Raw genomic sequence first — 26541 nt, 5'->3', positions numbered from 1 at the left:
GCGCGACTCCGCCCTGCCCGCTGCCGAGGGCGCCGCTGCCGACGCGGCCGCCCTCCTTCGCGAACGTGGAGTAGAAGTCGACGGAGTTCATGTCAGAAGTCCCACCCGTCGTCCTCGGCCGCGTCCTTGACGGGCTCGGGGGACGCGAACGACTCGCCGACCATGCCGGCGGTCAGCGTGGTGCCGTCGCTCGGGTCGATCAGGATGAACGAGCCGGTGCGGCGCGAGTCGGCGTAGGAGTCGACCGGCAGCGGCTCGGCGGTGCGGATCTTCACCCGGCCGATGTCGTTGGCGACGAGCTGTCCCGGGTGCGGGTGCAGGGACAGGTCGTCGAGCGTGAGACGGGACGGGATGTCCTTGACGATCGCCTTGACCGTGCGGGTGCCGTGCTTGAGGAGCACACGGTGGCCGACGGTGAGCGGCGCGTCGGCGACGTGGCAGACGGTCGCCTCGACGTCCTGGGTGGTCGGCGGGGCGTCCTTGCTGGGCACGATCAGGTCGCCGCGCGAGATGTCGATGTCGCTCTCCAGCAGCACGGTCACCGACTGCGTGGTCCAGGCGATGTCGACCGGCTCGCCCAGCAGGTCGATCGCGGCGATCCTGGAGGCGCGGCCCGAGGGCAGGACGGTGACCTCCTCGCCGACGCGGAAGGAACCGGCCGCGATCTGGCCCGCGTAGCCCCGGTAGTCGGGGTGTTCGGCGGTCTGCGGCCGGATCACGTACTGCACGGGCAGCCGCGCGTGGCAGTGCGACAGGTCGTGGGTGACCGGGACGGACTCCAGGTGCTCCAGGAAGGTCGGCCCGCCGTACCAGTCCATGTTCGCGGACGGCTCCACCACGTTGTCGCCGGCCAGCGCCGAGATCGGGATCGCGGTGACCTCCGGGACACCGAGTTCGGTCGCGTACGCCGTGAACTCCTCGGCGATCGCGGCGAACACGGACTCCCGGTACTCGACGAGGTCCATCTTGTTGACGGCGAGGACCACGTGCGGGACGCGCAGCAGGGCGGCGATCGCGGCGTGCCGGCGGGTCTGCTCCACGACGCCGTTGCGGGCGTCGACCAGGACCACCGTCAGCTCGGCCGTGGAGGCACCCGTCACCATGTTGCGGGTGTACTGCACGTGGCCGGGTGTGTCGGCGAGGATGAACCGGCGTCGCGGGGTCGCGAAGTAGCGGTAGGCGACGTCGATCGTGATGCCCTGCTCACGCTCGGCCCGCAGGCCGTCGGTGAGCAGCGCGAGGTCGGGACCCTCCTGGCCACGGCTGGCGGACACGCGCTGCACGGCCTCCAGCTGGTCGGTGAGGACCGACTTGGAGTCGTGCAGCAGGCGGCCCACGAGGGTGGACTTGCCGTCGTCGACGGACCCGGCGGTGGCGAACCGCAGCAGGGTGGTCTCCGTCAGCTGCTCGAGCGGCAGCGGCTCGGTGGTGCTGGTCATGGTTAGAAGTACCCCTCGCGCTTGCGGTCTTCCATCGCGGCCTCGGACATCTTGTCGTCGGCCCGCGTGGCACCGCGCTCGGTCAGCCGGGAGGCCGCGATCTCGGCGATGACGGCGTCCAGCGTCGTGGCGTCGGAGTCGACGGCGCCGGTGCACGACATGTCACCCACCGTGCGGTAGCGGACGAGCCGCTTCTGGACCGTCTCGTCCTTCTTGGGGCCGCCCCACTCGCCGGCGGTCAGCCACATCCCGGCCCGCTGGAACACCTCGCGCTCGTGCGCGAAGTAGATCTCCGGCAGCTCGATCTTCTCCCGGGCGATGTACTGCCAGACGTCGAGCTCGGTCCAGTTGGACAGGGGGAAGACGCGGACGTGTTCGCCGGGCGCGTGGCGTCCGTTGTAGAGGTTCCACAGCTCGGGCCGCTGCCGGCGCGGGTCCCACTGGGAGAACTCGTCGCGCAGGGAGAAGACGCGTTCCTTGGCGCGGGCCTTCTCCTCGTCGCGGCGACCGCCGCCGAAGACGGCGTCGAACCGCTCGCTCTGGATCTTCTCGGTGAGCGGCAGCGTCTGCAGCGGATTGCGCGTCCCGTCCGGACGCTCGCGCAGCACACCGCGGTCGATGTAGTCCTGCACCGAGGCCACGTGCAGGCGCAGCCCGTGTGCGGCGACGGCACGGTCGCGGTAGTCGAGGACCTCGGGGAAGTTGTGCCCGGTGTCCACGTGCAGCAGGGAGAAGGGCACCGTGGCCGGCGCGAACGCCTTCAGCGCGAGGTGCAGCATGACGATGGAGTCCTTGCCGCCGGAGAAGAGGATCACCGGCCGCTCGAACTCACCCGCCACCTCACGGAAGATGTGCACCGCCTCCGACTCCAGCGCGTCCAGGTGGGACAGGGCGTACGGCCCGGCCGTACCCTCCTCGCCCTTGACCTCGGCGGCGGTCGTCATGCCAGTCCCCTCTCGGTGAGCAACGCGTGCAGCGCGGCCGCGGACTCCCGCACGGTCTGGTGCTGCGACTCGATCCGCAGGTCGGGCGAGTCGGGCTCCTCGTAGGGGTCGTCGACCCCCGTGAGACCGGTCAGTTCGCCCGCCGCCTGCTTGGCGTAGAGCCCCTTCACATCGCGTACGGAGCACACGTCGACCGGGGTCGCCACATGCACCTCGAGGTACGCGGCCCCGCTCTCCTGGTGGCGCTTGCGGACGGCCTCGCGGCTGTCGGAGTAGGGGGCGATGACCGGGACGAGCGTCTTGACGCCGTTGCGGGCGAGCAGTTCGGCGAGGAAGCCGATGCGCTGCACGTTGGTGTGCCGGTCCTCGCGGCTGAAGCCGAGGCCCGCGGAGATGAACTCGCGGATCTCGTCGCCGTCGAGCACCTCGACGAGGTGGCCCTCCTCGCGCAGCCGGCCGGCCAGCTCGTACGCGATGGTGGTCTTGCCGGCACTCGGCAGACCCGTGAGCCAGACGGTGGCTCCGGTCGTCACGTGTTTCTCCTGGGTGGTGTCGATGGTGGTCGTCATCCGTGCAGCCCGCACTCGGTCTTGCCGCTCCCGGCCCAGCGGCCGGCGCGCGCGTCCTCGCCCGCGAGGACGCGGCGGGTGCAGGGGGCGCAGCCGACGGAGGCGTACCCGTCCATCAGCAGCGGGTTGGTGAGGACGCCGTGTTCGGCCACGTAGGCGTCCACGTCGTCCTGGGTCCAGCGGGCGATGGGGGAGATCTTGACCTTCTGGCGCTTGTCGTCCCAGCCGACGACCGGGGTGCCGGCCCGGGTCGGGGACTCGTCGCGGCGCAGCCCGGTCGCCCAGGCCGCGTACCCCTTGAGTCCCTCTTCCAGCGGCTGGACCTTGCGCATCTTGCAGCACAGGTCGGGGTCGCGGTCGTGCAGCCGGGGGCCGAACTCCGCGTCTTGCTCGGCCACCGTCTGGCGCGGGGTGAGCGTGATGACGTTGACGTCCATCACGGCCTCGACCGCGTCCCGGGTGCCGATGGTCTCGGGGAAGTGGTAGCCGGTGTCGAGGAACACCACGTCCACGCCCTTCTGGACGCGGGCCGCCAGGTGCGCGACCACCGCGTCCTCCATCGAGGAGGTGACGCAGAAGCGCCTGCCGAAGGTGTCGACCGCCCACTGGAGGATCTCCAGCGCGGAGGCGTCCTCCAGATCGCGGCCCGCCTGCTCGGCGAGCTGCTTCAACTCCTCGGTCGTACGCTGTTCCTGAGCCGTCGTCATATCTTTTCCCCTCCGCTGTCGGCCTGCTGAAGACCCCGGGAAAGCAGCCCGAGGAACTTCAGCTGGAATGCGCGATTGCATGCCGCGCATTCCCAGGAGCCGTGGCCCTGCTCGCTCGGACGCAGGTCCTCGTCGCCGCAGTAGGGGCAGTAGAAGGGGGCGGCCCGCTCGCTCATGAGAGGGCCTCCTCGGAGGCGCGCGTCGCCCAGGTGGCGAAGCGCTCGCCGTCCTCGCGCTCCTCCTGGAAACGCTTGAGGACCCGCTCGACGTAGTCCGGCAGTTCCTCCGAGGTCACCTTCAGACCGCGGACCTTGCGGCCGAAGCCGGCCTCCAGGCCGAGCGCGCCGCCCAGGTGCACCTGGAAGCCCTCGACCTGCTCGCCGTTCGCGTCCAGCACCAGCTGACCCTTGAGACCGATGTCCGCCACCTGGATACGGGCGCAGGCGTTCGGGCAGCCGTTGACGTTGATGGTGATCGGCTCGTCGAAGTCCGGGATCCGGCGCTCCAGTTCGTCGATCAGCGCGGCGCCGCGCGCCTTGGTCTCGACGATGGCCAGCTTGCAGTACTCGATGCCGGTGCAGGCCATGGTGCCGCGCCGGAACGCGGAGGGCCTGGCGGTCAGGTCGAGCGACTCCAGGGCGGCGACCAGCGAGTCGACCTGCGCCTGCTCGACGTCGAGCACGATCATCTTCTGCTCGACGGTGGTCCGGATCCGGCCCGAGCCGTGCGCCTCGGCGAGCTCCGCGATCTTCGTCAGGGTCGCGCCGTCCACGCGGCCGACGCGCGGGGCGAAACCGACGTAGTAGCGGCCGTCCTGCTGGCGGTGCACGCCGACGTGGTCGCGCCAGCGCTCGACGGGGGCGGCGGGCGCCGGGCCGTCGACGAGGGTGCGCTTGAGGTACTCGTCCTGAAGGACCTGGCGGAACTTCTCCGGGCCCCAGTCGGCGACCAGGAACTTCAGGCGGGCCCGCGTGCGCAGGCGCCGGTAGCCGTAGTCGCGGAAGATGCCGATCACGCCCGCCCAGACGTCCGGGACCTCGTCCAGCGGGACCCAGGCGCCGAGCCGGACGCCGATCTTCGGGTTGGTGGACAGCCCGCCACCGACCCACAGGTCGAAGCCGGGGCCGTGCTCGGGGTGCTCGACGCCGACGAACGCGACGTCGTTGATCTCGTGGGCGACGTCCAGGAGCGGGGAGCCGGAGATCGCCGTCTTGAACTTGCGCGGCAGGTTGGAGAATTCCTTGGTGCCGATGAACCGGCTGTGGATCTCGTCGACCGCCGGGGTGCCGTCGATGATCTCGTCCTCGGCGATGCCGGCGACCGGTGAGCCGAGGATGACGCGCGGGGTGTCGCCGCAGGCCTCGGTGGTCGACAGGCCGACGTCCTCGAGGCGTCGCCAGATCTCCGGGACGTCCTCGATGCGGATCCAGTGCAGCTGGATGTTCTGCCGGTCGGTGATGTCCGCGCTGCCGCGGCCGAACTCCTCGGAGATCTCGCCGATCACGCGCAGCTGGTGGGTCGTCAGCCGGCCGCCGTCGATCCGGACGCGCAGCATGAAGTACTTGTCGTCCAGCTCCTCCGGCTCCAGGATCGCGGTCTTGCCGCCGTCGATCCCGGGCTTGCGCTGGGTGTAGAGGCCCCACCAGCGCATCCGGCCGCGCAGGTCGTTGGGGTCGATCGAGTCGAAGCCCCGCTTGGAGTAGATCGTCTCAATGCGTGTCCGCACATTGAGACCGTCGTCGTCCTTCTTGAACTGCTCGTTGCCGTTGAGGGGGGTGAAGTGCCCCGCGGCCCACTGACCCTCACCGCGGTGACGGCTCACCTTGCGGCGGGGAGTCGCGGCAGCGGGGTTCTGCGGGGTGGCGGCCATGGTTCTACGTCCTTCGGGACAGGCGGAAAGCGGCTCTTACCTGCGGGTACGGGCGCATGCGTGTACGTGCGCGTCATTGCGCGGGAAAGGAGACGAAAGCAGAAGGTGTCGGGCGGCGCTGCGGCTCAGCTCGCCGGACAGATGGCGCTGGACATGCGGCAGAGATCGACGTGCCGTCGACTCACCAAGGCGATTCCAGTTCCAGACATGACGGAAGCGTGTCACGGCGATCTGGACACAGTCCAGCTTCGTTCGACATGTGGACACCCTGGTCCCGAATGGTGAGATCGGGGTGGTGTCGGTCACAGCGCCCGGGGCGGCTCGTTTCCGCCCAGGTCAGGAGGGGTAGGCGCCTGGCCAGGGACCGGGTGCCGGCACCTCGGCCACCTTCTCCACCTTGGTGTCGAAGAGTGCGAAGCCGCGCCGCAGGTAGTTGTCCATGGCGTGCTCGCCGTCCAGGCTGCAGGTGTGCAGCCAGACCCGCTTGGTGGGCGCCAGCCCAGGCCAGCGGTCCGCGAGGTCCCAGGCGCGGGCGGCACCGTACGACAGCAGATGCCCGCCGATCCGCCGCCCGCGGAAAGCGGGGACCAGGCCGAAGTAGACGATCTCCACCGCCCCGTCGTCCTGCGGCTCCAGCTCCACGTACCCGGCCGGCGTGCCACGGTCGTGGGCGACCCACGTCTCCACGCCGGGCCGGGCCAGGTGCTCCCGCCACCGCGCGTACGTCCAGCCGAGCCGGTCGATCCAGCGGATGTCCCCGCCGACGGAGGCGTACAGGAAGCGGCTGAACTCCGGGGAGGGCACCTCGGCGCGCACGATCCGCACCTCCCCGTCGGGCGCTGCGGCCGGCCGGAGGTCGGTGGGTGCGGTCTGTTCCAGGGACCAGGTGGTCACGGGGATGTCGGTCATGCCGGTCAGGGAATCATCTGTCCCAGAGATCTGTCGACCGAGGCCAGGGGCATCGCGAACAGCACGCGCCCCGACTGCGCCCACAGGTCACCGGTCTCCTCCCAGTAGGAGAGGGACTCCGTGCGCGGGCTCCAGCAGCGCCGGTGCGTCTCGTCCGTCCCGCACCGCGCGGCCTTCGAGCCGCTCGTGTTCTGCTGCCACAGGGTGCCGTGGGCGCCCGGTGCGTCGGTGGCGCCGCCCACGTACCAGTCGGAGCGGTACGACAGCACGCCACCGATCTCGGCCGCCTTCGTCGCGTACGCCTCGCTCGCGCGGACGACTCCCGCGCCGTCCGCGGCGAGCAGTCCGGAGGTCTTCTCGTCCTTGCTGAAGGGGTAGCGCCACAGTCGGGCCTGCCGGTCGCCGCCCGACGGCACCCACTGGTTCGCGGCCAGACTGTCCGGCACCGTGCTGCGGTCGAGCGAGATGCCGTCGAGACGGGGGGCGGTCGCGTTGCCGGTCAGCCGGTACGACCCGACGGCGGGCAGCACGTATCGGTAGCCGTGTGCCGACCAGCCGTCGCGCACCCGGCCCACGGCCTCGGCGTCGACGGTGGTGCGCTGGATGCGGTTCATGTCGTACACGTACAGGGCCTCCCGGCCCCGGCTGGTGGTGGTGACCAGCAGTTTGTCCTCGTACCAGACCATGCCCGACAGACGTGAGGCGAGGGCGCGGTAGTCGCGTCCGCCGTCGACCGGGACGGCGAGCAGCGCCCAGGTGTAGGTGGGGTGGTCCAGATCGTTCGCGTCGACGAAGGCGACCCTGGCCAGGTCCTGCCCCGCCGCGGTGCCGTCCTGGCGGCTCCAGCCGGAGAGGATCACCCGGTTCTGTCCCCAGAGACCGTCGTCGTCGGCGTCCCCGGAGGTGGTCACCGCGCCCGGCTGCCAGCTCCGAGTGTCGGCGGCGTCCCAGCAGTAGGCGCGGGTGGCGGCCGGCTCGACGGGCAGCGACTTCCGCTCCCCTGCCGAGCAGTCGATCGCCTCGCGCAGGCTGTGGTCGGCGTCCGCGAGTACCGCGCCCACGCCGACCGGGCGTCCCATCGCCGAGGAGAGCCGGTTCAGCGTGGCCGGCGAGACCGAGTGCTCGCGCAGCCGCAGTTGGCCGGTGTCGGCGGCGCTGAGTGCCTTCAGGGCTCCCGGGTTGTCACCGACCGTGGCCTGCGAGGCGCTGATCATGGTGGCGGCGGCGGTCAGGGCGAGCGCGGTTCCGGCCAGGAAGCCGCGCAGTGCTCTGCCCCGCCTGCGCCTGCGGTGTCGGCCACGTTGCGTCATACGTCCTCCCGAGGCGGGCCAACTGCGCCTGTTGATCCGTACGTTGATCGAGGAGCAGGTGGGGTGGCCCGTACCGGGATGCTACGGCAGTCAGGGGCCGCAGCGGACGAAGACCCTGCAAATATGCGGAAGATGCCCCGAGAGGGTGCTCAGGGTGCGAACGTACTCACGGTGTGTCGTCAAAAGCCCGTTCCCCCGCCACCGTCGGCGCGGTCGAGTGGGGCAACAGGTCCCGGGGGTCCTCCGGGAGGAGCACCTCGATCTCCGCGTCCTCGCGGAATCGGTACGGCCGGTGCTCCAGGAAGCCCCCGAGGTACCGCCGTACCCGGGACATCTCGGCTCGCACGGTCACCGTGCGTCCCGGGTCGCCGAACAGCTCCCCGGCCAGCGCCGCGGCGCTGCGACCGCCGCGTTCGACCGCCAGCAGGTACAGCAACTCCGCGTGCCGGGGGCTCAGTTCGTGCGTCCAGGAGCCCGCACCGCCGGACACCGTCACCGACCTGCGGTGCGGATGCGCCAGATCCAGCACGATACGGGCGCCGCCGCCGGGCTCCGGCCCCTCGGCGACCCGGACCAGCCAGCCGTCCGCCAGCGGCTCCACCGTGCACTGCCCGAACGGCGGCAGCCGCCGGGGGCCCGCCGTCAGCGACTTGGGCAGCGCGATCCGGTTCGTGTACGGCATCATCCCGCTCACCGCGGCCGTCCAGCCGTCCCGGTCCACCACCGCGGCCCGGCCGGTCAGCCGCGCCAGCACCGGCGCGGCCACCGCGCGCAGCCGCTCCAGCGAGGTCAGATGGAGCTCCCGCAGCCGCGCCTCGGCGAGCTTGGCCACCGAGTCGACCCAGGCGAGCGTGGCCGGATGCATCGTCTCCAGCGGCCCGCTGACGTCCACCACGCCGATCAGCCGGCCGTCCCGCGGGTCCGTGATGGGGGCGCCGGCACAGGTCCAGGTGGTGTGCGTGCGCACGAAGTGCTCGGCGGCGAAGACCTGCACGGGCCGGCGTACGACCGCCGGAGTGCCCACCCCGTTCGTGCCGACGACGTCCTCCCGCCAGTCGGCGCCCGGTTCGAAGCCGATGCCGTCGGCCTTGCGCAGCACGGGTCGGTCGCCCTCGCGCCACAGCACCCGGGCGTCCTCGTCGGCCACCACCATGATGTGGTGGGCGACGTCCGCGACCGACAGCAGTCCCTCCCGCAGCACCGGCAGGACGTGCCGCAGGGCGGTGGCCTCCCGGCGTCGCTGCACCTCCTCGCGGGACAGCAGCCCGGCCCTGAAGTCGTGGTCGGGGTCGACGCCGCTGCGCAGCATCCGGCCCCACGACTGCTCGATCACCGGGCGCGGGGCCAGCGGCGCCGGCCGCCCGGACAGCCGGGCGGAGCGGACCTCGCTGAGGACCCGCGCCGCGCCCGCCGCGTCCACGGCGGCGAGCTGCGTCACATCGGCCGGCGAGAGCGGCACGGGTCCTCCCGGGGTAGAGCTCGGCACAACCGGTTCCGGCAGCGGCCGCCGCTGTCCGGAAGTTCATCCTGAACGCTCGTCTCATAGTGCCGCGAGACCCTGCCGGAAGGACACGCTCCGCACACTCGGGCCAACAAGTTGCAACCCCCTGCAACCCTGGTGGTCGGCTCTCCCGTGCTTGAAACTTGAGCGACGCCGTCCCGAGCGGCGTTCGAGGCCTCGATCAGGCCTGGGTGCGGGGGTGGTGCCGTGTCGGCGCAGCACCACCCCCGCTCCGCGTCCACGCAGGTCAGGACACCGGCCGGGCCCGTTCGACCACGGCGGCCAGCGGCAGCGTCGACGGCAGCGTCCCGAAGGCCGAACCCGCGTCGCCGCCCAGCCGTGAGGCGCAGAACGCGTCGGCGACCTCCGGCGGAGCGAACCGTACGAGCAACGCCCCCTGGAGGACCAGGGCGAGTCTTTCGGCCAGCCTCCGGGCCCGGCCCTCGATGCCGTCCAGGTCGGCGAGTTCGGTCAGCAGGCCCTTGATCGCCCCGTCCAGCCGGTGATCGGCGCCGCGCGCCGCGCCGACCTCCTGGAGGTAGGCGTTGAGTGCCCCCGGTTCCCGGCGCAGCGCCCGCAGCACGTCCAGCGCCTGGACGTTGCCGGCGCCCTCCCAGATCGAGTTGAGCGGCGACTCGCGCACCAGCCGGGGCAGCCCGGACTCCTCCACGTACCCGTTGCCGCCCAGGCACTCCGCGGCCTCGACCGCCACCGGCGGACACCGCTTGGTCACCCAGTACTTGGCGGCCGGCACGGCGATCCGCAGCAGCGCCCGCTCCTGTTCACCGCCGTCGTCGTGGGCCGCCGCGAGCCGCAGCGCGAGCGTGGTCGCCGCTTCCGACTCCAGCGCGAGATCGGCCAGCACGTTGCGCATCAGCGGCTGGTCGGCCAGCTTCGCGCCGAACGTCTCGCGGTACGAGCAGTGATGCACCGCCTGCGCCACGGCCTGCCGCATCAGACCCGCCGAGCCCAGCACGCAGTCGAGCCGGGTCGCGGCCACCATGTCGATGATGGTGCGCACCCCGCGCCCCTCCTCACCGACCCGGCGCGCCCAGGTCCTGTCGAACTCGACCTCGCCCGACGCGTTCGACCGGTTGCCCAGCTTGTCCTTGAGCCGCTGGAGGAGGAACACGTTGCGGGTGCCGTCCGCCAGCACCCGCGGCACCAGGAAGCAGGTGAGCCCCTCCGGGGCCTGCGCCAGCACCAGGAACCCGTCGGACATCGGCGCCGAGCAGAACCACTTGTGCCCGGTCAGCTCGTACGTCCCCGCCTCGGCCAGCGGCCGTGCCGACGTGGTGTTCGCGCGGACGTCGCTGCCGCCCTGCTTCTCCGTCATGCCCATCCCGAACAGGGCGCCGGCCTTCCGGTCGGCGGGCCGCAGACCCTGGTCGTAGACCATCGACGTCAGCCGGGGTTCCCACTCGGCGGCGAGCGCGGGGTCGGTGCGCAGGGCGGGCACCGCCGCGTGGGTCATGGACAGCGGACAGCAGTTGCCGGCGTCGACCTGGGTCCACAGCAGGAAGGCGGCCGCGCGCCGCACGTGTCCGCCCGGCCGGGTCCAGGCCGCGGTCAGGCCGGCCGAGACGCCCTTGCCGAGCAGCCGGTGCCAGGCCGGATGGAACGCGACCTCGTCGACGCGGTGACCGTAGCGGTCGTGCGTGCGCAGTTCGGGCGGATGCTCGTTGGCCTCTGCCCCCCATTCCTGCACCTGGGCCGATCCGCAGGCCCGGCCGAGGGCCGCCAGCTCGTCCCGCACCTCGTCGAGCAGGCCGGGGGCGGTGTGCCGCTCCACGGCCCCCGTCAGGACGCGGTCGGCGGTGAAGACGTCGTATCCGACCAGTGGCGGAGGCTGGTTGGTCACGGTGTGGGTGCTGCCTGCCATGACGTCGAACCTACCCCGCACAGCCGATGTCACCACGCCGACGCGGCACCGGGCGCCGGGCGCCGGGCCCCGGGCGCCCGGGCTCGGAGCGGGCGGGCGGACCGGGCGGGAGCCGTGTGGGCCGGCGGGCCGGGGCGGCCGGAACCGGGTGCCGCGTACCGGAGTGCGGTACGCGCGGTCCATGGCCTCCCGCGCGGCCCGCGCGGTCCGCGGCCTCCCGCGCGGCCCGCGCGGCGGAATGCGCAGGACGTGCGGCGTTTTCCGCTGCCCGTGCGACCGGAGGGAGCCCCGCGACGGGTCGGCGCCACCGTGGATGAGTGGAGCCCCTCGCGGCGGATACCTTTAGGTCGTGCAGCCAGCAAGTGAATCCTCCGAGCAGCCCTCCGGACGTCTCCACCGGGCGCGTGCCCTCTACCGGAACGTCTCGAAGCGCAGGACTGCCTGGCTGCTGCTCAAGGACACCGTCAACTCCTGCATGGAGTACCGCATCCTGGGCCTCGCGGCCGAAGCGGCGTTCTTCACCCTGCTGTCCGTGCCGCCGCTGCTGCTCAGCATGATCGGCCTGCTCGGCTACGTCGACGACTGGACCGGCGCCGACTCCATCGCGAGCCTGGAGTCCAACCTCCTGGAGGCCTCGCGCACGGTGCTGTCCGACAAGGGCGTCGCCGAGATCGCGCAGCCGATCCTGCACGACGTGATGAAGGGCGGCCGGCCCGACGTCATCTCCATCGGCTTCCTGTTCGCCCTGTGGTCGGGCTCCCGCGCGGTGAACGTCTTCATCGACACCATCACGGTGATGTACGGCCTCGACGGCGTCCGGGGGATCGTCAAGACGCGGCTGATGGCCTTCCTGCTGTTCATCGTGGCCCTGCTGATCGGCTCGGTCGCGCTGCCGCTGATGGTGGCGGGGCCGGACGCGGTGGTGAACGTGGTGCCGTGGTCGACGACCGTCGTGCAGGTGCTGTACTGGCCCGTCGTCATCGTGCTGTCCATCGCCTTCCTGACGACGCTCTACCACGTGTCCGTGCCGGTGCGCTCCCCGTGGATCGAGGACGTGCCCGGCGCCCTCGTCGCACTCGCCATGTGGGTGCTGGGCAGCTTCCTGCTTCGCATCTACCTGACCAGCACCGTCGAGGGCCCCACCATCTACGGTTCGCTGGCCGCGCCCGTGGCCGTACTGCTGTGGATCGGCGTGTCCGCGTTCGCCGTCCTCGTCGGGGCGGCGGTCAACGCCGCCATCGACCGGGTGTGGCCGGCCGCCGCCACCGCCGCGGCCCGCGCCGCGAACGAGCGGGTGCGGGAGGCGCAGGTTGCCGAGTACGTGGCGCGGGCTGCCGCGCACCGCGAGTCCGACCCCGACTCGGACGACCCGGACGACCCGGACATGCCGTCCGAGTTCCCGGAGCGCTGGTCGCGGTTCCTGCCCCCCGAGGACGTCACCTCACGGCTGCGGACCCATGTGAAGAGCACCCACCCGCCGCACAAGCCGGACGGTTCCTAGGCCCTGTCGGTGGCGCGGTCACAGCTTCCAGGTTCCGGCCCCCGCCGCCTCCCGGGCGAAGTCCGCGAAGTCACGCGGCGGACGGCCCAGCACCTGCCGTACCTCGTCGGAGGACAGATAGGAGTTCCGGCCGTCGAGCAGTGATGCGAACAGCTCGACCAGGAGCTCGACCTCCTCGGCCGGCACGCCGAACCCGGCCAGGTCGTCGCCGTACCGGCGGGCCGACACGCCACGGTAGGCCAGCTCGCGTCCGGACGCCGCGGCGATCTCCGCGACCGCCTCCCCGAAGGTCAGCAGCCGCGGCCCCGAGATCGCCATGGCCTGCCCCACGTACCGGTCGCCCGCCGTCAGCGCGGCCACCACCACGTCGGCGACGTCCCGCACGTCGATGAACGGCTCGCCCACCGCGCCGCCCGGAAACACCAGCTCCCCGCTCTGTCGCAGCCCTTCCACCAGCGGCCCCTCACTGAAGTTCTGCGCGAACCACGCGGCCCGTACGACCGTCCAGTCCGCCCCCGACTCGCGCAGCGCCTCCTCGGTGGGCCGCGCCCGCACCTCACCCCGCGACGACAGCAGCACCAGCCGCCGTACCCCCAGCCCGACCGCCTCGTGCGCGAGCAGACCGACCTCCCGGGCGGAGCCCGGTGCGCCGACGTCCGAGGGACAGACCAGGTAGGCCGCGTCCGCGCCCCGCAGCGTCCCGGCCCACGTCGAGGGCTCCCGCCAGTCGAAGCCCTGGGCCCGCGAGGCCGCTCGCACGGTCAGTCCCGCCGCCCGCGCGGACTCCGCCACCCGGCGCCCGGTACGGCCCGAGGCCCCTGTCACCACAACCGTCATGTTCCGCGTGTGTGTCATGCGATCCAGTCAAGTGCCGGTAGCCGCGGGCGGCCATCGCTGAACGGCTCATTCCCATGCGCGCGCGTCTACCCTGACCCCATGGACGCTCCGCCACGCTCGAACATGCTCACGCGGGGGGACCCCCTCGCAGGTCTGCTGGAGGGGCCGCGCGCCCGGGGCGCGTTCATGATCCGGGCGTGCTTCGACCCGCCGTGGGCCGTCCGGGTCGAGGACCGCGCACCGCTGACGGTGATGCTGGTGGTCCGCGGCGACGCCTGGGTCACACCGGACAGGGGAGAGCCGCTGCGGCTGCGGGCAGGCGACCTCGCCATCGCCCGCGGCCCCGACCCGTACACCTGCGCCGACGACCCCGCGACCGCCCCGCAGGCGCTGATCCTGCCCGGCGCCGAGTGCGCCTACCCCGACGGCCGCCCCCTCAACGGCTCCATGGACCTGGGCGTACGCACCTGGGGCGACCGGCCCGACGGCTCCACCGTGGTGCTCATCGGGACCTACCTCATGCAGGGCGAGATCAGCGGCCGGCTGCTCGACGCGCTCCCGCCGCTGCTCGCCCTCACCTCCGACGTGTGGGAGTGCCCGCTGACCTCCCTCGTCATGGCGGAGATCGGGCGCGACGAACCCGGCCAGGAGGTCGTCCTGGACCGCCTCCTGGACCTGCTGGTCATCGCCGCGCTCAGGGCCTGGTTCTCCCGCCCGGAGGCCGCGGCACCGGCCTGGTACCTGGCCATGGCGGACCCGGTGGTGGGCCGCGTCCTGCGCCTGCTGCAGGACGACCCCGCCCACCCCTGGACGGTCGCCACGCTCGCCGCCAAGGCCGGTGTCTCCCGGGCCGCCCTCGCCCGCCGATTCACGGAGCTCGTCGGCGAACCCCCGATGTCCTACCTCACCGCCTGGCGCCTCGCGCTCGCCGCCGACCGGCTGCGCGACACCGACGACACCCTCGACGCCCTCGCCCGCCAGGTCGGCTACGGCAGCGCGTTCGCGCTGTCCAGCGCCTTCAAACGGGTGTACGGGGTGAGCCCGCAGGAACACCGGACCCGGGCGGCGCGGCCGGTCTCGGTGGGACTCGGCCCCCAGGCGTAGCCTTTTCCCTGTGTACGCGCAGCGGGCGTCGCGGCTGACCGGTGCGGTCGTCTGGCGCAACACCCTCGACGACGACCCCGCCGTCCGGCCCGTCCTGCCGGACGGCTGCATGGACCTGCTGTGGAACGGCGGCCGACTGCTGGTCGCCGGCCCGGACACGCACGCCCACGTCCCCGGGGGCGGCCCCGCGCACTGGGCGGGCGTCCGCTTCCCGCCCGGCGTCGGACCCGCGGTCCTCGGCGTACCGGCGTACGAACTGCGCGACCGGCGGGTGGAGTTGACCGACCTGTGGCCCGCCGCGGACGTACGGCGCCTCGGCGGACGGATCGCCGCGGCCGGGGACCCGCTGCCCGCCCTCGAAGAGGTCGCGCTGACCTGCGCGGCGGACGCGGATCCGCCGGACCCCCTGCTGGGACGGCTCGTCGCCGCGCTCGACGCGGGGCGGCCGGTCGCCGTGGCCGCCGACGAACTCGGCATCGGGGCGCGCCAGTTGCACCGCCGCTCACTGGCCGCCTTCGGCTACGGCCCCAAGACGCTGGCCCGCGTCCTGAGGCTCCAGCGGGCCCTCGCCCTGGCCCGCGGGGGAGTGCCGCTCGCGGCGACGGCGGCCCGGTGCGGTTTCGCCGACCAGGCCCACCTCACGCGGGACGTGAAGGAGCTGACGGGCCTGCCACCCGGCGAGCTACTCGGCCGCCGGCAGTGAGGCGAACAGGTCCACGCCGTTGCCGTCCGGGTCGTGCACCACGGCATACCGCTGCCCCCAGAAGGCGTCCCACGGTTTGAGCTCCCCGTGGTACCCGGCGCCCACCAACTCCTCGTACACGGAGTCGACTTCGGCCGGGTCGGCGCACACCAGGGCCAGCGCGGACCGGCTTCCCCCGGACGGCGGCCGCCACCCGGCGTGGAAGGAGCGGACCGTGTCCTCGGTGTCGAGCAACAGCCGCAGCCCGCCCGGCAGTCCGGCCTCGGCGTGCGGCTGCTCCTCGGCGCCGTCGGGAAAAGCGAACCCGAGGCGGCGGTAGAAGGAGACGGAGGCGGCCATGTCGGAGACGACCAGGCCGATGGCATCGAATCGCGGAGTCATGCCGCCACGGTAGGCGGCGGCGGGGCGGACGGTCTTGAAGGAATCGGACACCCCCGCCGGGACACCCGGACCCGGCCCTAGGCTCCTCCCCATGGCCCCGCGACTGCTCCTCTACACCCGCACCACCGCCTACCGGCACGACTCCATCCCGGCCGCCGTCGCCGCCGTACGCACGCTCGGGGACTTCGAGGCCGACGCCACCGAGGACCCCGCAGCCCTCGAAGGCCCCCTCGACCGGTACGCCGCCGTCGTCTTCCTCTCCACCAGCGGCGAGGTGCTTACCCCAGCCGGGCGCGAGCGGCTGGCCGCGTACGTGGAGGCGGGCGGCGGTTTCGCCGGCGTACACGCGGCGGCCTGCACCGAGTACGAGTGGCCGTACTACGGCGAACTCCTCGGCGCCCGCTTCGCCCGGCACCCCGAGTTCCAGCCGGGCCGGGCCGTCGTGGAGGACCGCGAGCATCCGGCGACCCGGCACCTGCCCGCCGTCTGGGACTTCACCGACGAGTGGTACGACTTCCACGCCAACCCCCGTGGAACGGTGCGGGTGTTGCTCCGCGCCGACGAGTCGTCGTACGAGGGAGGCGGCATGGGTGACGACCACCCGCTGGCCTGGTGCCACGAGCGGGGCGGCGGCCGGAGCTTCTACACGGCACTCGGTCACGCCGCCGAGGCGTACGAGGACCCGGACTTCCGCGCCCACCTGCGGGGCGGCATCAACTGGGCGGCGGGGCTCGGCGAGAGCGGGCGGTAGACCGGTCGGGCCGAGCCAGGGACGGGCGGTCGTGGGCCGAGGGGTTGTCGCGTCCCGCCCCGTCCCACCTCGTCCCGCGCCGTCCCCGGGCGGACCGCGCTCGGCCGGGACACCGCCGGGCTCGGCGTGGACCGTCCCCCACCGGTCCACGTACACCGTCAGGCCTCGCCGTGCCCGCCGCCCTGCCGTGATTCTTCACCTGCCACACCAATCGAGCCGCCCCAGGAGACAACGACGGGGGCCGGCGGTTCGGAAAGGAAGTTTTCATGAGCATGCGCAATCGGACCATTGCGATGATCACGGCCGCGTTGCTGGGGGCGGGGGCCACCGGGATCGCCCTGGCGCCGGCCGCGAACGCGGCCGCCCCGTACCACGGCGTCGACGGCAGCGGCGGCGTCTACGACGACTGGCAGGACGAGGAGAACCTCGGCGTCGACGACTACGCGGAGAGCAACGCCACCGCCCTCTGGGAGACCGTCCTGTACGCGGACGGCGCCCAGTGGCAGGACGACGACGGCGACTGGCATGCCTTCAAGAAGAACCAGGTCGACGGTTCGTTCGGCCCGGAGACCGAATCGGCCACCCAGTGGTGGCAGGAGCGGTACGGACTCCCGGACGCCGACGGCGTCGTCACCGACGACAGCTGGGAGTCCGCTCAGCGCCGGCTGCACGGCCCGTACACGGGCAGCGTCGTCCAGTACGCGGGCCACGCGCGGACCGTCAACTTCAAGCGGGTCGGCGGCAAGTACCGGGTGAAGCTCAGGCTCACCGGCTCCTGGAAGAACGCCTACTACGACACGCTCGGCTGAGCGAGCCGTGCAGGCGAGGAGCGGGTGGCCACCGGGTCACCCGCTCCTCAGCGGCAGCACCCACAGCAGCCACACCGCCAGCAGCACGATGACGGCGAACGAGACCAGCGCCGCCGCCCGCCAGCGGCGGTGGTCCACCCCGCTCGGCACCGGCACGGGCAACGGGACCGGCACGGTGTCCGGCGGCCCGGGAGGCCCCGCCTCGCCGTGCGGCCAGGTCTGGTCGGCCAGCTCCCACAGCGCCAGCAGCCGCCCCTGCTCCACCTCGGCCACCCGGCACAACGCCTGCACGGCACCCCTCGGCGGCTGTTTCGCCCCGCTCAGATACCGCTGCCACGACGACTTGCTGTACGCGGTCCGCCGGGCCAGTTCGGCAAGGCTCAGACCCGTCCGGTCCTTCAGCCCGCGCAGCCGGCCGACGAGGTGCTGCGCCTCCCTCGGCAGCGCGTCGGGCAGCGGCCTCCAGCGTGTCATCGTCGTCCCCCAAGTGCTCACCGCCGGCCCTCCCCAGGGCAACGGCCCCTCCCCGCCGCATCGTTCGACGCCCGGTCGAGCCGGCCAGTTCCCGGCCTCGCCGGATGAACAAATGTGAGCGAATACGACGGTCAGTGCCACACGCCGACATCCGGAACGCTCACGCAGGTGAACGCTGTGGACATCCCGGCGCGTGCGGGCCCTCACTCCCCGGCGTGCGGGCGCTCCCGTGCTGCGGGCGGCCCGCGCCACCCGTTCGCCGACCTACCCGTCGCCGTGCTGCCGGGTCCCCGCGTCCGGGGCTCCGCGCTGCCGGGGTCTGGTCTGTGGGCCGGGGCAGTCCTCCTATGCCGGAGTCTCCGTCGAGGACGGGAGCAGGCGCGGGGCGGCCGTGCTCGCCCGCTCGACCAGTCGCGTCGACAGTTCGGTGCGGGTGCTCTCGGGGCGGGCGCCGTCCATCATGCGGACCAGGAGGTGCAGGGCCGTCGCCGCCATCTCCGACAGCGGCTGGCGGACCGTGGTCAGGGCGGGGGCGGCCCAGCGGGCCTCGGGCAGGTCGTCGAAGCCGACCACGCTGACGTCGTCCGGCACCCTCAACCCCCGTTCGGCCAGCGCCTCGTACACCCCGAGGGCCATCCGGTCCGAGCAGACGAAGACCGCGGTGGGCGGTTCGGGCAGGCCGAGGAGGTGCAACGTGGCGTTGCGGGCGAGCGTCTCGTCGAAGCCCGCGTGACAGACGTACTCGGGGCGATGGCGTACTCCGGCGGCCGCCAGCGCCGAGCGGTAGCCGGCCACGCGCGCACCGCTGCCCATCGTGCGCTGGTGACCGGCGACGACGGCGATGCGTTCGTGGCCGAGCCGCAGCAGGTGCTCGGTCGCCGTGACACCGCCGTGCCAGTTCGCCGCACCCACCGACACCACTCCGGGTGGCGGTTCGACGACCGGATCGATCAGCACGTACGGAATGCGGTGCTGGTCGAGCCAGGTGTACTGGGTCGGCGCCGGCTCGGCCAGGTTGAACAGCACTCCGGACGAGCCGCGCGTGGTGAGCCTGTCCAGCCAGCCCCTCTCCGGCCGGTCGCCACGGGTCCTGGTCAGGCCGGCCGAGACGACCACCTCCAGACCGAGCTCGTGGGCCGCCGCCTCCACCCCGTGCAGCACGGCCCCCGACCCGGAGCTCTCCAGGGAGTGCACCACCAGGTCGACCAGGCCGGACGACTTCAGGGTGTCGAACCGGGGTCTGCGGACGTAGCCGAGCCGGTCCAGCGCCTCCGTGACACGGCGGCGGGTCTCGGGGGCGACGTCCTCCCGGCCGTTGACCACCTTGGACGCGGTGGGCACGGAGACCCCCGCCTCCCGGGCCACGACCGCAAGGGTCGGCCCGGCCGCCACGCTCGCGCTCCCCGTACGGACCATCGGGAACCACCTCTCCGGCCCGCCCGAGGGCCATCGGAAGTCTCGTCCAGTGCTGCCTGGGCGGCCGAGCGACCGACCGGACAGTAAGCGCTTCCTACCCTAGGTTCGCCGCATGACCTCGGGAAGAGGCCGGAGTTCGCAGGTCTTGGCAGGGGCCGGGCATGCGAAACCCCGAACAGTTCGGCCGGAAGCGAGGTCGGGCGGGTGGTGGGAGAACGCGGTTTCGGCACCTCGTGTCGCCCGAACAGTCGCCAAGCCCGCTCGAGCGGCGGAATACCGGCTCATGATGTGGTGCTCTGATGTTCACGGTGATCGTCGACCGGTGAATGTCGATCGTCGGCCGGTGATCGTCGACGGGCGACTGTCGATCGTCGACCGGCGACTGTCGACCGCTGATCGTCGACCGGTGACTGATCGCCGGTTGTGCAGGGTGCGCGGTTTCACGCGGTGCACGAGTGCGGCGAGGAGGCTGGTGTTGTATGACGGCAGTCCAGGCGGGCCCCGTGGTGAGCACGCCGTTCGGGGCGGTACGCGGCCGGTACGAGGACGGCGTCGCGGTGTTCCGGGGGATCCCCTACGCGGCGCCTCCGTTCGGCCCCCGCCGGTTCCGGCCACCCGTGCCTCCGACGCCCTGGGGCGGCGTGCGCGACGCGGGAGCCTTCGGACCGACGCCGCCGAAACCGCCGTATTCCGAAGCCTTCGCCCGGCTGCTGTCCGACCCGGTGGTGCCCGGCGACGACTGCCTCAACCTCAACGTGTGGACACCGGAGCCGGGCCCGGGGGCCCGTCTCCCGGTCGTGGTGTGGCTGCACGGCGGCGCCCTGACCCGGGGCTCCTCGGCCGTGCCCGTGTACGACGGGCTGGCCTTCGCCCGTGACGGCGTCGTCTTCGTCTCGGTGAACTACCGGCTCGGTGTGGAGGGCTACGGACTGTTCCCGGACGCTCCCGCCAATCCCGGGCTGCGCGACCAACTGGCCGCGCTGGCCTGGGTGCACGAGTCGATCGGGGCGTTCGGCGGCGACCCCTCCCGGGTGACCCTCGGTGGTCAGTCCGCCGGGGCGATCAGTGTCGGCGCCGTGCTGGCCGCTCCGCAGGCCCAAGGGCTCGTGCGGCGCGCGGTCCTGCAGAGCGGGCCGCCCGAGGCCGCCGACCGGGACAAGGTCCGGCGGATGGTGCGCCGGATGGCGACCCGACTGAAGATCCCCGCCACCGCCGCGGCCTTCGCCGACGTCGACCGGGACCTGCTGCTGCGCACCCAGGCCGACGTGGGCCGGCTCAGCAGTCCGGTGCTCGGCGGTCCCGCCTTCGGGATCGTCGTCGACGGCGACATCGTCCCGCGCGATCCCCTGGAGGCCCTCGTCCAGGGTGACGCGGCGGCCGGCGTCGACCTGCTCATGGGCTGGACCCGCGACGAGTACCGGCTGTGGCTGGTGCCCGGTGGGCTCGTGGAGCGCATCGACCGGCTCGGCGCCGTAGCCCTGGCCGGCGCGATGGCCCGCTGCCGCTGCGGCCACGAGGTGCCCCGCGGCTACCGAGCCCTCCATCCGGAGGCGACCCCCGCCGAGATCGTCGGCCAGATGGTCACCGACCACCTCCTGCGCATCCCGCTGCACCGGCTCGCCGACGCCCGCCCGCACTCCTCGTACGTCTACGAGTTCGCCTGGCCCTCCGGTCTCCCCGGGCTGGGCGCCTGCCACGCCCTGGAACTCGGCTTCGTCTTCGACACGGGCGACGTCCCCGAGTCGGCCAGACTCGCGGGGGAGGGGGCGCCGCGGGAGCTGGCCGACGCGATGCACGGGGCGTGGGTGCGGTTCGCGGTCGACGGCGACCCGGGCTGGCAGCGTTGGGACGCCTCGCACCCGGTGCGGATCTTCGGCGACAGTGAGCCGCATACTGCATACGGTCCGCGAGATCCCGAGCTTGCGGTCTGGGCGGCGGACGCGGCCGCCCACGAGGCCGGAGCCATACCGGAGTCCCTCGACGGCGACCCGCCCACGAAAAACACGGAACTCCGCTCGGTGGTACGCCGACTGCGACGCCCCGGCGCGATCCGACGCGACTGACCCGGCGGGGCTCACGGGGCCGAGGGGTGCTGGGCGGGGCCGACGTTGGGCGGGAGCGGTGGTGGGCGTCGGGGCTACGTCGGTGTCGGCGAGGTCAGTGTGTCCGCGATCGACGTGAGCGCCGCCATTTCTGCCCGGCGGCGCCCGCCTTTGAGCCGAGCCCGAGCCCGCGGGGCCGACGTTGGGCGGGCGGGGTGGTGGGTGTCGGGGTGGTCGGCGTCGGGGTTACGCCGGTGTCGGCGAGGTCAGTGTGTCCGCGATCGACGTGATCGCCCCCGGGCCCACCCTGCAGCACCCGCCGATCAACCGGGCCCCCGAGGTCCGCCAGCCCAGTACCTGTGCCGGGGCGAACGTGGAGCGGCCGGTCCAGGCGCGGGCCTCGGCGTTCCAGGCCTCGCCGCTGTTGGGGTAGACGACGACCGGCTTTCCGGTGACACGGGCCGCGATCTCGACGGCGGCATCCACGTCCTGCGGGGCGCAGCAGTTCGCACCCACCGCGATCACCTCGTCCGCGTCGGCGGCCAGGGCGAAGGCCTCCTCCAGGGGCTGCCCGGCGCGGGTGCGGTTGCCGGCGACCGTGTACGACAGCCAGGCCGGCACGCCGAGCCCGCGCACCGCCCGCAGCAGCGCCTGCGCCTCGTCGGCGTCGGGGACCGTCTCCAGCGCGAGCACGTCGGGCCCGGCCGCCGCCAGCACCTCGACGCGCGGCCGGTGGAAGGCCTCGAGTTCCGCCACGGTCAGGCCGTAGCGGCCCCGGTACTCGGAGCCGTCCGCCAGCATCGCCCCGTACGGGCCGACCGAGGCCGCCGTGTACAGGGGCCGTCGGATGCCCTTCGTCTCCGCCTGTCGGGCCGCCTCGCGGGCCAACTCCACGCTCAGGCCGATGAGTTCGGCCGCCCGCTCCGGCCCGACCCCGCGCTTCGCGAAGCCCTCGAACGTCGCCTGGTAGCTGGACGTGATCGCCACGTCCGCGCCCGCCTCGAAGTAGGCGAGGTGCGCCGCGATGATCGCCTCGGGGCGTTCGGCGAGCAGTCGCGCCGACCACAGCTCGTCGCTCAGGTCGTGCCCGGCGGCCTCCAGCTGGTTCGACATGCCGCCGTCGAGGACGACCGTGCCGGCGGCGAGGGCCTGGGCGAGGCCCTCGCCGCCGGTCGCGGCGCGTTCGTGAGACCGGTCCTGGGCGGAGGGGTGAGGGGTTTCCGGGAGGTCGCTGGTCATGTCACGACGCTAGTCGAAGGGGCGGGCGGCAGTCGTACGCGTCCAGCGCGTGAACAGCTCGGTGTTCACCGTTGCCCCGTACGGCACGGTCAGGTCGGAGAGGGCTCTCGCCTCTCGCTCCGCTGGAGGTCCGGCACGTCGGGGGTTCGGTCCCTCGGGGTCCGGTACGCCGGGTGCGGGTGCGGGTGCGGGTGCGTCGTGGCTGGTCGCGCAGTTCCCCGCGCCCCTTTGGGGCACGTCACCGCTCGGCGTGTCGGACATGCGCATCGGCGCTGCCGGTGGCCGCCCGCACCCCTGTGGTGGGCGGCCACCGGCCCGGTCACCGGCCCCGGTCACCGGCCGTCGGCCACCCGGTCACCGGCCCCGGCCACTGGTCCCGGCCACCGGCCGGCCACCGGCCCAAGGCCCACCGGCCACTCGGCCACCGGCCCAAGGCCCACCGGCCACTCGGCCACCGGCCCAAGGCCCACCGGCCACTCGGCCACCGGCCCACAGGCCCACCAGACCGGCCACGGGTCCCGGCCACCCGGCCACCCGGCCACCCGGACACCGGCCACTGGCCCCGGCCACCCGGCCCCCGGCCGCCCCCCGTCACAGCCCCGGCCGTTCGCCGGCCGGCGCCGACCCGACCTCGGTCCAGGGGCGGGCGACACCGACCGGCGCTGTCTCCCGCCGCTATCCCCGCCCTGCGTGTCGGCCGCCGCGGTGGTTGCGGCGGCTGCGGTGGTGGCGGGTTGCCGGGAGTAGGAGGGTGCCCAGGAGGCCCAGTGCCAGCGCGTACGGCCACCAGCCGAACCGTTGGTCGTCCGCGGCGGCGGCGCTTCGGGTGGACACCGGGGTGGTGGCCGACGCGGTGGGTGCCGTCGACGGGGCCGACGTGGCCGTGAGGGCGTTCAGCACGACGTCGTTGCCGTCACCGCCCCGGTAGCTGATGCGGAAGGTGGTGTCGGCGAGCTTCAGCTTCGCCCCTTCCTTCAGGCCCGAGAAGGCGCCCGTCGTTTTCGACCGGCCCGTGTGGTCGAGCACGGTGACGCGGCGGGCGGGCTTCGTGCCCATGGCCGACAGGTCGAGGCCTCCGGCCAGCCGTACGGCTCCGGACACTTTCAACGGCGCCTTGTGCAGCACCAGTTCGCCCAACGCGTGCTGCGAGTAGTCGCCCAGGATCGTGAGGCCGCCCGTGACCACGCCCTCGTTGCGCACCGCTCCCCGCACGGTCCCGCTGCCGGTCAGCGTGCTCGCCACCCGCAGTCCCGCCGGCCCCGCGTCGAGCCGTGCGGCACCGGACGTGAGCCGGATCGCCCTGCTGTTCGCGAGCGTCGCCCCGGAGCGCAGCGCCAGGGTGCCCGTCCGTACCGTGGTCGTCCCGGTGTAGGTCACCGCGCCGCCCGTCAGCGTGGTCGTGGCGGTGCCGGACTGGACGAGTGAACCGGAGCCGCCGATCCGGGACAGGGACACCGGAGTCGACGCGTTGTGCACGACCAGCGTGCCGTCGTCCACCACCCTGCGCCGGGGCGTGCCCGTCAGCAGGGAGCCGTCCCCGCGACCCGATCCGAGTCGTAGCACCGCCCCTTTCTCGATGGTCGTCGACCCGTCGTAGTACTGCTCGGCCGCGAACGTCACGTCGTTGCCGCGGGTGCCCGCGACGACGACGTCCCCGGCGCCGGGCGCGGCCAGCGTGTCGTGGTAGCGGCCGCCGCCGATCGGGGCGCCCAGCGTCACCGGCCCGTCGTAGTCGAAGGTGAGCCGGGACCGCCGGCCGCTCGCCTCGTGCAGGTTGACGTACACCGTGTCCGCGGTGCCCGGCATGAAGATCCGGTGTGTGGTGCCGTCGCCCCACCGGACGTCCGCACCCTCGATGTTGGTGCCGCGCTTGTTCAACTGGTGGGCGATGGCACGCCAGTTGAGCTCGGGATCGCTCAGCGAGGGGTTGGTGTCGCCGCCCTGGTCGCTGTAGCTGTACTGGCCGGTGAGCACGACCTTGCTGCCGGGCCGGGTGTGCACGTTGACGTCGCTGCCGTACTCGCGCTGGTAGAAGTTCTGGCGGAGGGTGATCGTCTGGGAGAGCGGTGTGTCGATGATCCAGGAACCCTGGTTGAGCACGGCGCGGGCGTCGGGCAGTGCCACCGGGTACTCGGGGCGGCCGACCGCCATGCCGGTGCCGTTGTCGATGACGCCGGAGAAGGGGTGGGTGCCGGCCAGGTCGAGGGTGCCCCACATGTTCCGGGGCTGGGTGACCAGGCCCGAGCCGCTGATGGTGCCGATGTTGAAGGTGCGGGTCAGGGAGAGGCGGAGCGTGCCGTCGACCCGGACGTTGAGCTGGTTCAACCGGTACCCGGGGGTGTTGTACGGGAAGTGCCCGATGAGGCCGGTGCCGCCACCCGTGCCGTACTGGAGGGTGGTCCCGCGCCCCACGGTGATCGCGGGCGGGTCCGGGTCGGCCACCGTGGTGTAGGGGTGGTTGCCGCCCTGTGTGGTCACCTTCTGCCGCTGCCGTGCCTCGGGCAGCGTGAAGTCGCTGTCCCTGGTGAGGATCAGGGTCCCGCCGCCGCGCACGGTGAGCGTGCCCTCGCCGCGGAACACCCCGTCGTACGTCGTCGTGCCGGCGGGCACGGTGACCAGGGTGTCCCCGGCGAGTGTCACGTCCCGGCCGGCGAGGACGTCGGCGGTCACGTCCCGGGGGCCGGCGGCCGACGCGGCGGGAGCGGTGGCGAGGAGGGCGACGGCCGCGAGGGCTCCGGCGATCGCCGCTGACTTGGGGGTTCGGCTGCGCACGTGAGGGAGACGGGCGGCGGGGCTCGCCGATAACAGAAATGTGCGGCCAACTTCGTCCCGTCCGACCCGTTGACCTCCTCGTAACACACCCGTACGTTTTCGGCGTTCGAACATGACAGATGTTGTTCGGTATTGCGAACTTCTGGGCTTTCCGAGCATCGAACACCGCGTATCCCCCCGCGAGAGGCAGTCCGCATGAGCCGCGATGACGACCTGCCCGAACACCCCGGCCGCCGCCTGATGCTGAAGGGGGCCCTGGCCGCGGGCGCCCTGGCGATGGCCCCCTCGATCGCCCAGGCGGCCCCGGGCCGGAACGCAGCAGCCCCCTACGTGAACCCGCTCGTCCGCAACCGCGCCGATCCCCACATCCACCGCCACGCGGACGGCCACTACTACTTCACCGCCACCGTCCCCGAGTACGACCGCATCATCCTGCGCCGCTCCCGCACCCTGGCCGGTCTGAGCACCGCGGCCGAGTCGGTCATCTGGACCCGGCACGTGACCGGCCCCATGGGCGCGCACATCTGGGCGCCGGAGATCCACCGCATCGGCGGCAAGTGGTACGTCTACTTCGCCTCGGCGCCGGCGGAGAGCGTCTGGGACATCCGCATCTGGGTGCTGGAGAACGCCGACCCCGATCCCTTCCGGGGCAGTTGGACCGAGCGGGGTCAGATCAGGACGGCCTGGGAGACGTTCTCCCTCGACGCCACGACCTTCACGCACCGCGGCGCCCGCTATCTGGCCTGGGCCCAGCACGAGCCCGGCCTGGACGACAACACGGGGATCTTCCTGTCGCGGATGGCGAACCCGTGGACGCTGACCGGGCCCCAGGTCCGTCTCTCGACACCCGAGTTGGACTGGGAGTGCGTCGGCTACAAGGTCAACGAGGGTCCGTCGGTCATCGCGCGCAACGGCCGTGTGTTCATGTCCTACTCGGCCAGCGCCACCGACCGGCACTACTGCCTGGGCCTGCTCACCGCGGACGCCGGCAGCGACCTCATGAACCCCGCGAGCTGGTCCAAGTCACCCACACCGGTCTTCACCAGCAACGACACCACCAGGCAGTACGGCCCCGGCCACAACTGCTTCACGGTCGCCGAGGACGGCCGCAGCGACGTCCTCGTCTACCACGCCCGGCAGTACAAGGAGATCACCGGCGACCCGCTGAACGACCCCAACCGCCACACCCGCGTCCAGAAGCTGCGCTGGAACCCGGACGGCACCCCCGACTTCGGCATCCCGGTGGCGGACACGGCCACGGACACAGCCGAGGACACAGCCCTGGCCCCGGCCCCGGCCGCAGCCGCAGACACCGCCACGGACCGGGCCGCGACCGCGACCGCGTCCGCCCTGATCGACACCGTCAAGGAGAGTGCGTGAC

24 protein-coding genes are annotated in these 26541 nt (G+C 72.8%); 7 read left to right on the top strand and 17 right to left on the bottom strand.

The window, feature by feature from the left end; genetic code table 11:
* Positions 1 to 92: 92 nt before the first annotated feature.
* The 11 genes from OG985_RS13050 to OG985_RS13000 all read right to left on the bottom strand — a co-directional run bounded on the left by OG985_RS13050 (position 93) and on the right by OG985_RS13000 (position 11131).
* A complete protein-coding gene (locus OG985_RS13050) occupies positions 93 to 1439 on the bottom strand; it encodes a sulfate adenylyltransferase subunit 1 (protein WP_371668474.1) in 1347 nt (448 codons plus the stop codon).
* A gap of 2 nt (positions 1440 to 1441) precedes the next feature.
* Positions 1442 to 2383 carry a sulfate adenylyltransferase subunit CysD gene (gene cysD / locus OG985_RS13045; protein WP_371668473.1) on the bottom strand — a complete coding sequence of 314 codons (942 nt, stop codon included), beginning with the start codon at positions 2381 to 2383 and terminating at the stop codon, positions 1442 to 1444.
* Positions 2380 to 2916 carry an adenylyl-sulfate kinase gene (cysC, locus tag OG985_RS13040; protein WP_371674356.1) on the bottom strand — a complete coding sequence of 179 codons (537 nt, stop codon included), beginning with the start codon at positions 2914 to 2916 and terminating at the stop codon, positions 2380 to 2382. Before cysC ends, cysD begins: the two co-directional genes overlap by 4 nt.
* Before the next feature lie 32 nt (positions 2917 to 2948).
* Positions 2949 to 3659, bottom strand: coding sequence for a phosphoadenylyl-sulfate reductase (locus OG985_RS13035; RefSeq protein WP_371668472.1), 711 nt, complete (start codon positions 3657 to 3659; stop codon positions 2949 to 2951).
* Positions 3656 to 3835, bottom strand: a complete 180-nt coding sequence (locus OG985_RS13030) for a hypothetical protein (RefSeq protein WP_371668471.1) — start codon at positions 3833 to 3835, stop codon at positions 3656 to 3658. The genes OG985_RS13035 and OG985_RS13030 overlap by 4 nt, the downstream gene beginning before the upstream one ends.
* Entirely contained in the window at positions 3832 to 5529 is a 1698-nt protein-coding gene (locus tag OG985_RS13025; RefSeq protein ID WP_371668470.1) for a nitrite/sulfite reductase, read from the bottom strand. Before OG985_RS13025 ends, OG985_RS13030 begins: the two co-directional genes overlap by 4 nt.
* A gap of 125 nt (positions 5530 to 5654) precedes the next feature.
* Positions 5655 to 5738 carry a putative leader peptide gene (locus tag OG985_RS13020; RefSeq protein WP_316944184.1) on the bottom strand — a complete coding sequence of 28 codons (84 nt, stop codon included), beginning with the start codon at positions 5736 to 5738 and terminating at the stop codon, positions 5655 to 5657.
* A gap of 127 nt (positions 5739 to 5865) precedes the next feature.
* Positions 5866 to 6438, bottom strand: a complete 573-nt coding sequence (locus tag OG985_RS13015; RefSeq protein WP_371668469.1) for a GNAT family N-acetyltransferase — start codon at positions 6436 to 6438, stop codon at positions 5866 to 5868.
* Positions 6439 to 6443: 5 nt separating this feature from the next.
* The gene (locus OG985_RS13010; RefSeq protein WP_371668468.1) at positions 6444 to 7748 is read right to left on the bottom strand and encodes a hypothetical protein; all 1305 of its coding nucleotides are present in this window, start codon (positions 7746 to 7748) and stop codon (positions 6444 to 6446) included.
* A 166-nt stretch (positions 7749 to 7914) separates the two neighbouring features.
* The gene (locus OG985_RS13005; protein ID WP_371668467.1) at positions 7915 to 9207 is read right to left on the bottom strand and encodes a GAF domain-containing protein; all 1293 of its coding nucleotides are present in this window, start codon (positions 9205 to 9207) and stop codon (positions 7915 to 7917) included.
* A gap of 289 nt (positions 9208 to 9496) precedes the next feature.
* Complete coding sequence (locus OG985_RS13000) at positions 9497 to 11131, bottom strand: acyl-CoA dehydrogenase family protein (protein ID WP_371668466.1); 1635 nt, start codon at positions 11129 to 11131, stop codon at positions 9497 to 9499.
* Positions 11132 to 11480: 349 nt separating this feature from the next.
* Between OG985_RS13000 and OG985_RS12995 the strand changes: the two genes are divergently transcribed.
* The gene (locus tag OG985_RS12995; RefSeq protein WP_371668465.1) at positions 11481 to 12632 is read left to right on the top strand and encodes a YihY/virulence factor BrkB family protein; all 1152 of its coding nucleotides are present in this window, start codon (positions 11481 to 11483) and stop codon (positions 12630 to 12632) included.
* Positions 12633 to 12650: 18 nt separating this feature from the next.
* Here the strand turns inward: OG985_RS12995 and OG985_RS12990 are convergent, their stop codons facing one another.
* Positions 12651 to 13487, bottom strand: a complete 837-nt coding sequence (locus OG985_RS12990; protein ID WP_371668464.1) for an NAD(P)H-binding protein — start codon at positions 13485 to 13487, stop codon at positions 12651 to 12653.
* Positions 13488 to 13568: 81 nt separating this feature from the next.
* Here OG985_RS12990 and OG985_RS12985 point away from each other — a divergent pair, with 81 nt between their 5' ends.
* Positions 13569 to 14573: a cupin domain-containing protein gene (locus OG985_RS12985; RefSeq protein ID WP_371668463.1), complete on the top strand. Its 1005-nt coding sequence runs from the start codon at positions 13569 to 13571 to the stop codon at positions 14571 to 14573.
* 10 nt (positions 14574 to 14583) lie between these two features.
* Positions 14584 to 15276: a helix-turn-helix domain-containing protein gene (locus OG985_RS12980; protein ID WP_371668462.1), complete on the top strand. Its 693-nt coding sequence runs from the start codon at positions 14584 to 14586 to the stop codon at positions 15274 to 15276.
* Here OG985_RS12980 and OG985_RS12975 read toward each other — a convergent pair.
* The gene (locus OG985_RS12975; RefSeq protein WP_371668461.1) at positions 15256 to 15657 is read right to left on the bottom strand and encodes a VOC family protein; all 402 of its coding nucleotides are present in this window, start codon (positions 15655 to 15657) and stop codon (positions 15256 to 15258) included. The two genes, OG985_RS12980 and OG985_RS12975, sit on opposite strands and share 21 nt — an antisense overlap.
* 91 nt (positions 15658 to 15748) lie before the next feature.
* On the opposite strand from OG985_RS12975, the gene OG985_RS12970 reads away from it, so the two are divergent.
* A complete protein-coding gene (locus OG985_RS12970) occupies positions 15749 to 16408 on the top strand; it encodes a ThuA domain-containing protein (protein ID WP_371668460.1) in 660 nt (219 codons plus the stop codon).
* Between the two features lie 266 nt (positions 16409 to 16674).
* A complete protein-coding gene (locus OG985_RS12965) occupies positions 16675 to 17217 on the top strand; it encodes a peptidoglycan-binding protein (protein WP_371668459.1) in 543 nt (180 codons plus the stop codon).
* Between the two features lie 36 nt (positions 17218 to 17253).
* Here the strand turns inward: OG985_RS12965 and OG985_RS12960 are convergent, their stop codons facing one another.
* Together OG985_RS12960 and OG985_RS12955 are read right to left on the bottom strand one after the other, a co-directional pair.
* Entirely contained in the window at positions 17254 to 17691 is a 438-nt protein-coding gene (locus OG985_RS12960) for a helix-turn-helix domain-containing protein (RefSeq protein ID WP_371674355.1), read from the bottom strand.
* A 345-nt stretch (positions 17692 to 18036) separates the two neighbouring features.
* Positions 18037 to 19107, bottom strand: coding sequence for a LacI family DNA-binding transcriptional regulator (locus OG985_RS12955; RefSeq protein ID WP_371668458.1), 1071 nt, complete (start codon positions 19105 to 19107; stop codon positions 18037 to 18039).
* Positions 19108 to 19586: 479 nt separating this feature from the next.
* Here OG985_RS12955 and OG985_RS12950 point away from each other — a divergent pair, with 479 nt between their 5' ends.
* A complete protein-coding gene (locus tag OG985_RS12950; protein ID WP_371668457.1) occupies positions 19587 to 21170 on the top strand; it encodes a carboxylesterase/lipase family protein in 1584 nt (527 codons plus the stop codon).
* 225 nt (positions 21171 to 21395) lie between these two features.
* Here OG985_RS12950 and mmuM read toward each other — a convergent pair whose 3' ends face one another.
* Positions 21396 to 22388, bottom strand: a complete 993-nt coding sequence (mmuM, locus tag OG985_RS12945) for a homocysteine S-methyltransferase (RefSeq protein ID WP_371668456.1) — start codon at positions 22386 to 22388, stop codon at positions 21396 to 21398.
* Between the two features lie 675 nt (positions 22389 to 23063).
* Positions 23064 to 25160 carry an autotransporter gene (locus OG985_RS12940; protein WP_371668455.1) on the bottom strand — a complete coding sequence of 699 codons (2097 nt, stop codon included), beginning with the start codon at positions 25158 to 25160 and terminating at the stop codon, positions 23064 to 23066.
* A gap of 195 nt (positions 25161 to 25355) precedes the next feature.
* Here OG985_RS12940 and OG985_RS12935 point away from each other — a divergent pair, with 195 nt between their 5' ends.
* Entirely contained in the window at positions 25356 to 26540 is a 1185-nt protein-coding gene (locus OG985_RS12935) for a family 43 glycosylhydrolase (protein ID WP_371668454.1), read from the top strand.
* Position 26541: the final 1 nt, after the last annotated feature.

This window comes from Streptomyces sp. NBC_00289 (assembly GCF_041435115.1).
GTDB lineage: Bacteria > Actinomycetota > Actinomycetes > Streptomycetales > Streptomycetaceae > Streptomyces.
This window is presented reverse-complemented; position numbering and strand designations above follow the sequence as displayed.

Excerpts from the sequence above, each read along its gene's own strand:
- OG985_RS13050 (WP_371668474.1), bottom strand. The coding sequence starts at position 1,439 with ATGACCAGCACCACCGAGCCGCTGCCGCTCGAGCAGCTGACGGAGACC.
- cysD (WP_371668473.1), bottom strand. The coding sequence starts at position 2,383 with ATGACGACCGCCGCCGAGGTCAAGGGCGAGGAGGGTACGGCCGGGCCG.
- OG985_RS13035 (WP_371668472.1), bottom strand. The coding sequence starts at position 3,659 with ATGACGACGGCTCAGGAACAGCGTACGACCGAGGAGTTGAAGCAGCTC.
- OG985_RS13030 (WP_371668471.1), bottom strand. The coding sequence starts at position 3,835 with ATGAGCGAGCGGGCCGCCCCCTTCTACTGCCCCTACTGCGGCGACGAG.
- OG985_RS13025 (WP_371668470.1), bottom strand. The coding sequence starts at position 5,529 with ATGGCCGCCACCCCGCAGAACCCCGCTGCCGCGACTCCCCGCCGCAAG.
- OG985_RS13020 (WP_316944184.1), bottom strand. The coding sequence starts at position 5,738 with ATGTCTGGAACTGGAATCGCCTTGGTGAGTCGACGGCACGTCGATCTC.
- OG985_RS13015 (WP_371668469.1), bottom strand. The coding sequence starts at position 6,438 with ATGACCGACATCCCCGTGACCACCTGGTCCCTGGAACAGACCGCACCC.
- OG985_RS13010 (WP_371668468.1), bottom strand. The coding sequence starts at position 7,748 with ATGACGCAACGTGGCCGACACCGCAGGCGCAGGCGGGGCAGAGCACTG.
- OG985_RS13000 (WP_371668466.1), bottom strand. The coding sequence starts at position 11,131 with ATGGCAGGCAGCACCCACACCGTGACCAACCAGCCTCCGCCACTGGTC.
- OG985_RS12990 (WP_371668464.1), bottom strand. The coding sequence starts at position 13,487 with ATGACACACACGCGGAACATGACGGTTGTGGTGACAGGGGCCTCGGGC.
- OG985_RS12985 (WP_371668463.1), top strand. The coding sequence starts at position 13,569 with ATGGACGCTCCGCCACGCTCGAACATGCTCACGCGGGGGGACCCCCTC.
- OG985_RS12975 (WP_371668461.1), bottom strand. The coding sequence starts at position 15,657 with ATGACTCCGCGATTCGATGCCATCGGCCTGGTCGTCTCCGACATGGCC.
- OG985_RS12970 (WP_371668460.1), top strand. The coding sequence starts at position 15,749 with ATGGCCCCGCGACTGCTCCTCTACACCCGCACCACCGCCTACCGGCAC.
- OG985_RS12965 (WP_371668459.1), top strand. The coding sequence starts at position 16,675 with ATGAGCATGCGCAATCGGACCATTGCGATGATCACGGCCGCGTTGCTG.
- OG985_RS12960 (WP_371674355.1), bottom strand. The coding sequence starts at position 17,691 with ATGACACGCTGGAGGCCGCTGCCCGACGCGCTGCCGAGGGAGGCGCAG.
- OG985_RS12955 (WP_371668458.1), bottom strand. The coding sequence starts at position 19,107 with ATGGTCCGTACGGGGAGCGCGAGCGTGGCGGCCGGGCCGACCCTTGCG.
- OG985_RS12950 (WP_371668457.1), top strand. The coding sequence starts at position 19,587 with ATGACGGCAGTCCAGGCGGGCCCCGTGGTGAGCACGCCGTTCGGGGCG.
- mmuM (WP_371668456.1), bottom strand. The coding sequence starts at position 22,388 with ATGACCAGCGACCTCCCGGAAACCCCTCACCCCTCCGCCCAGGACCGG.
- OG985_RS12935 (WP_371668454.1), top strand. The coding sequence starts at position 25,356 with ATGAGCCGCGATGACGACCTGCCCGAACACCCCGGCCGCCGCCTGATG.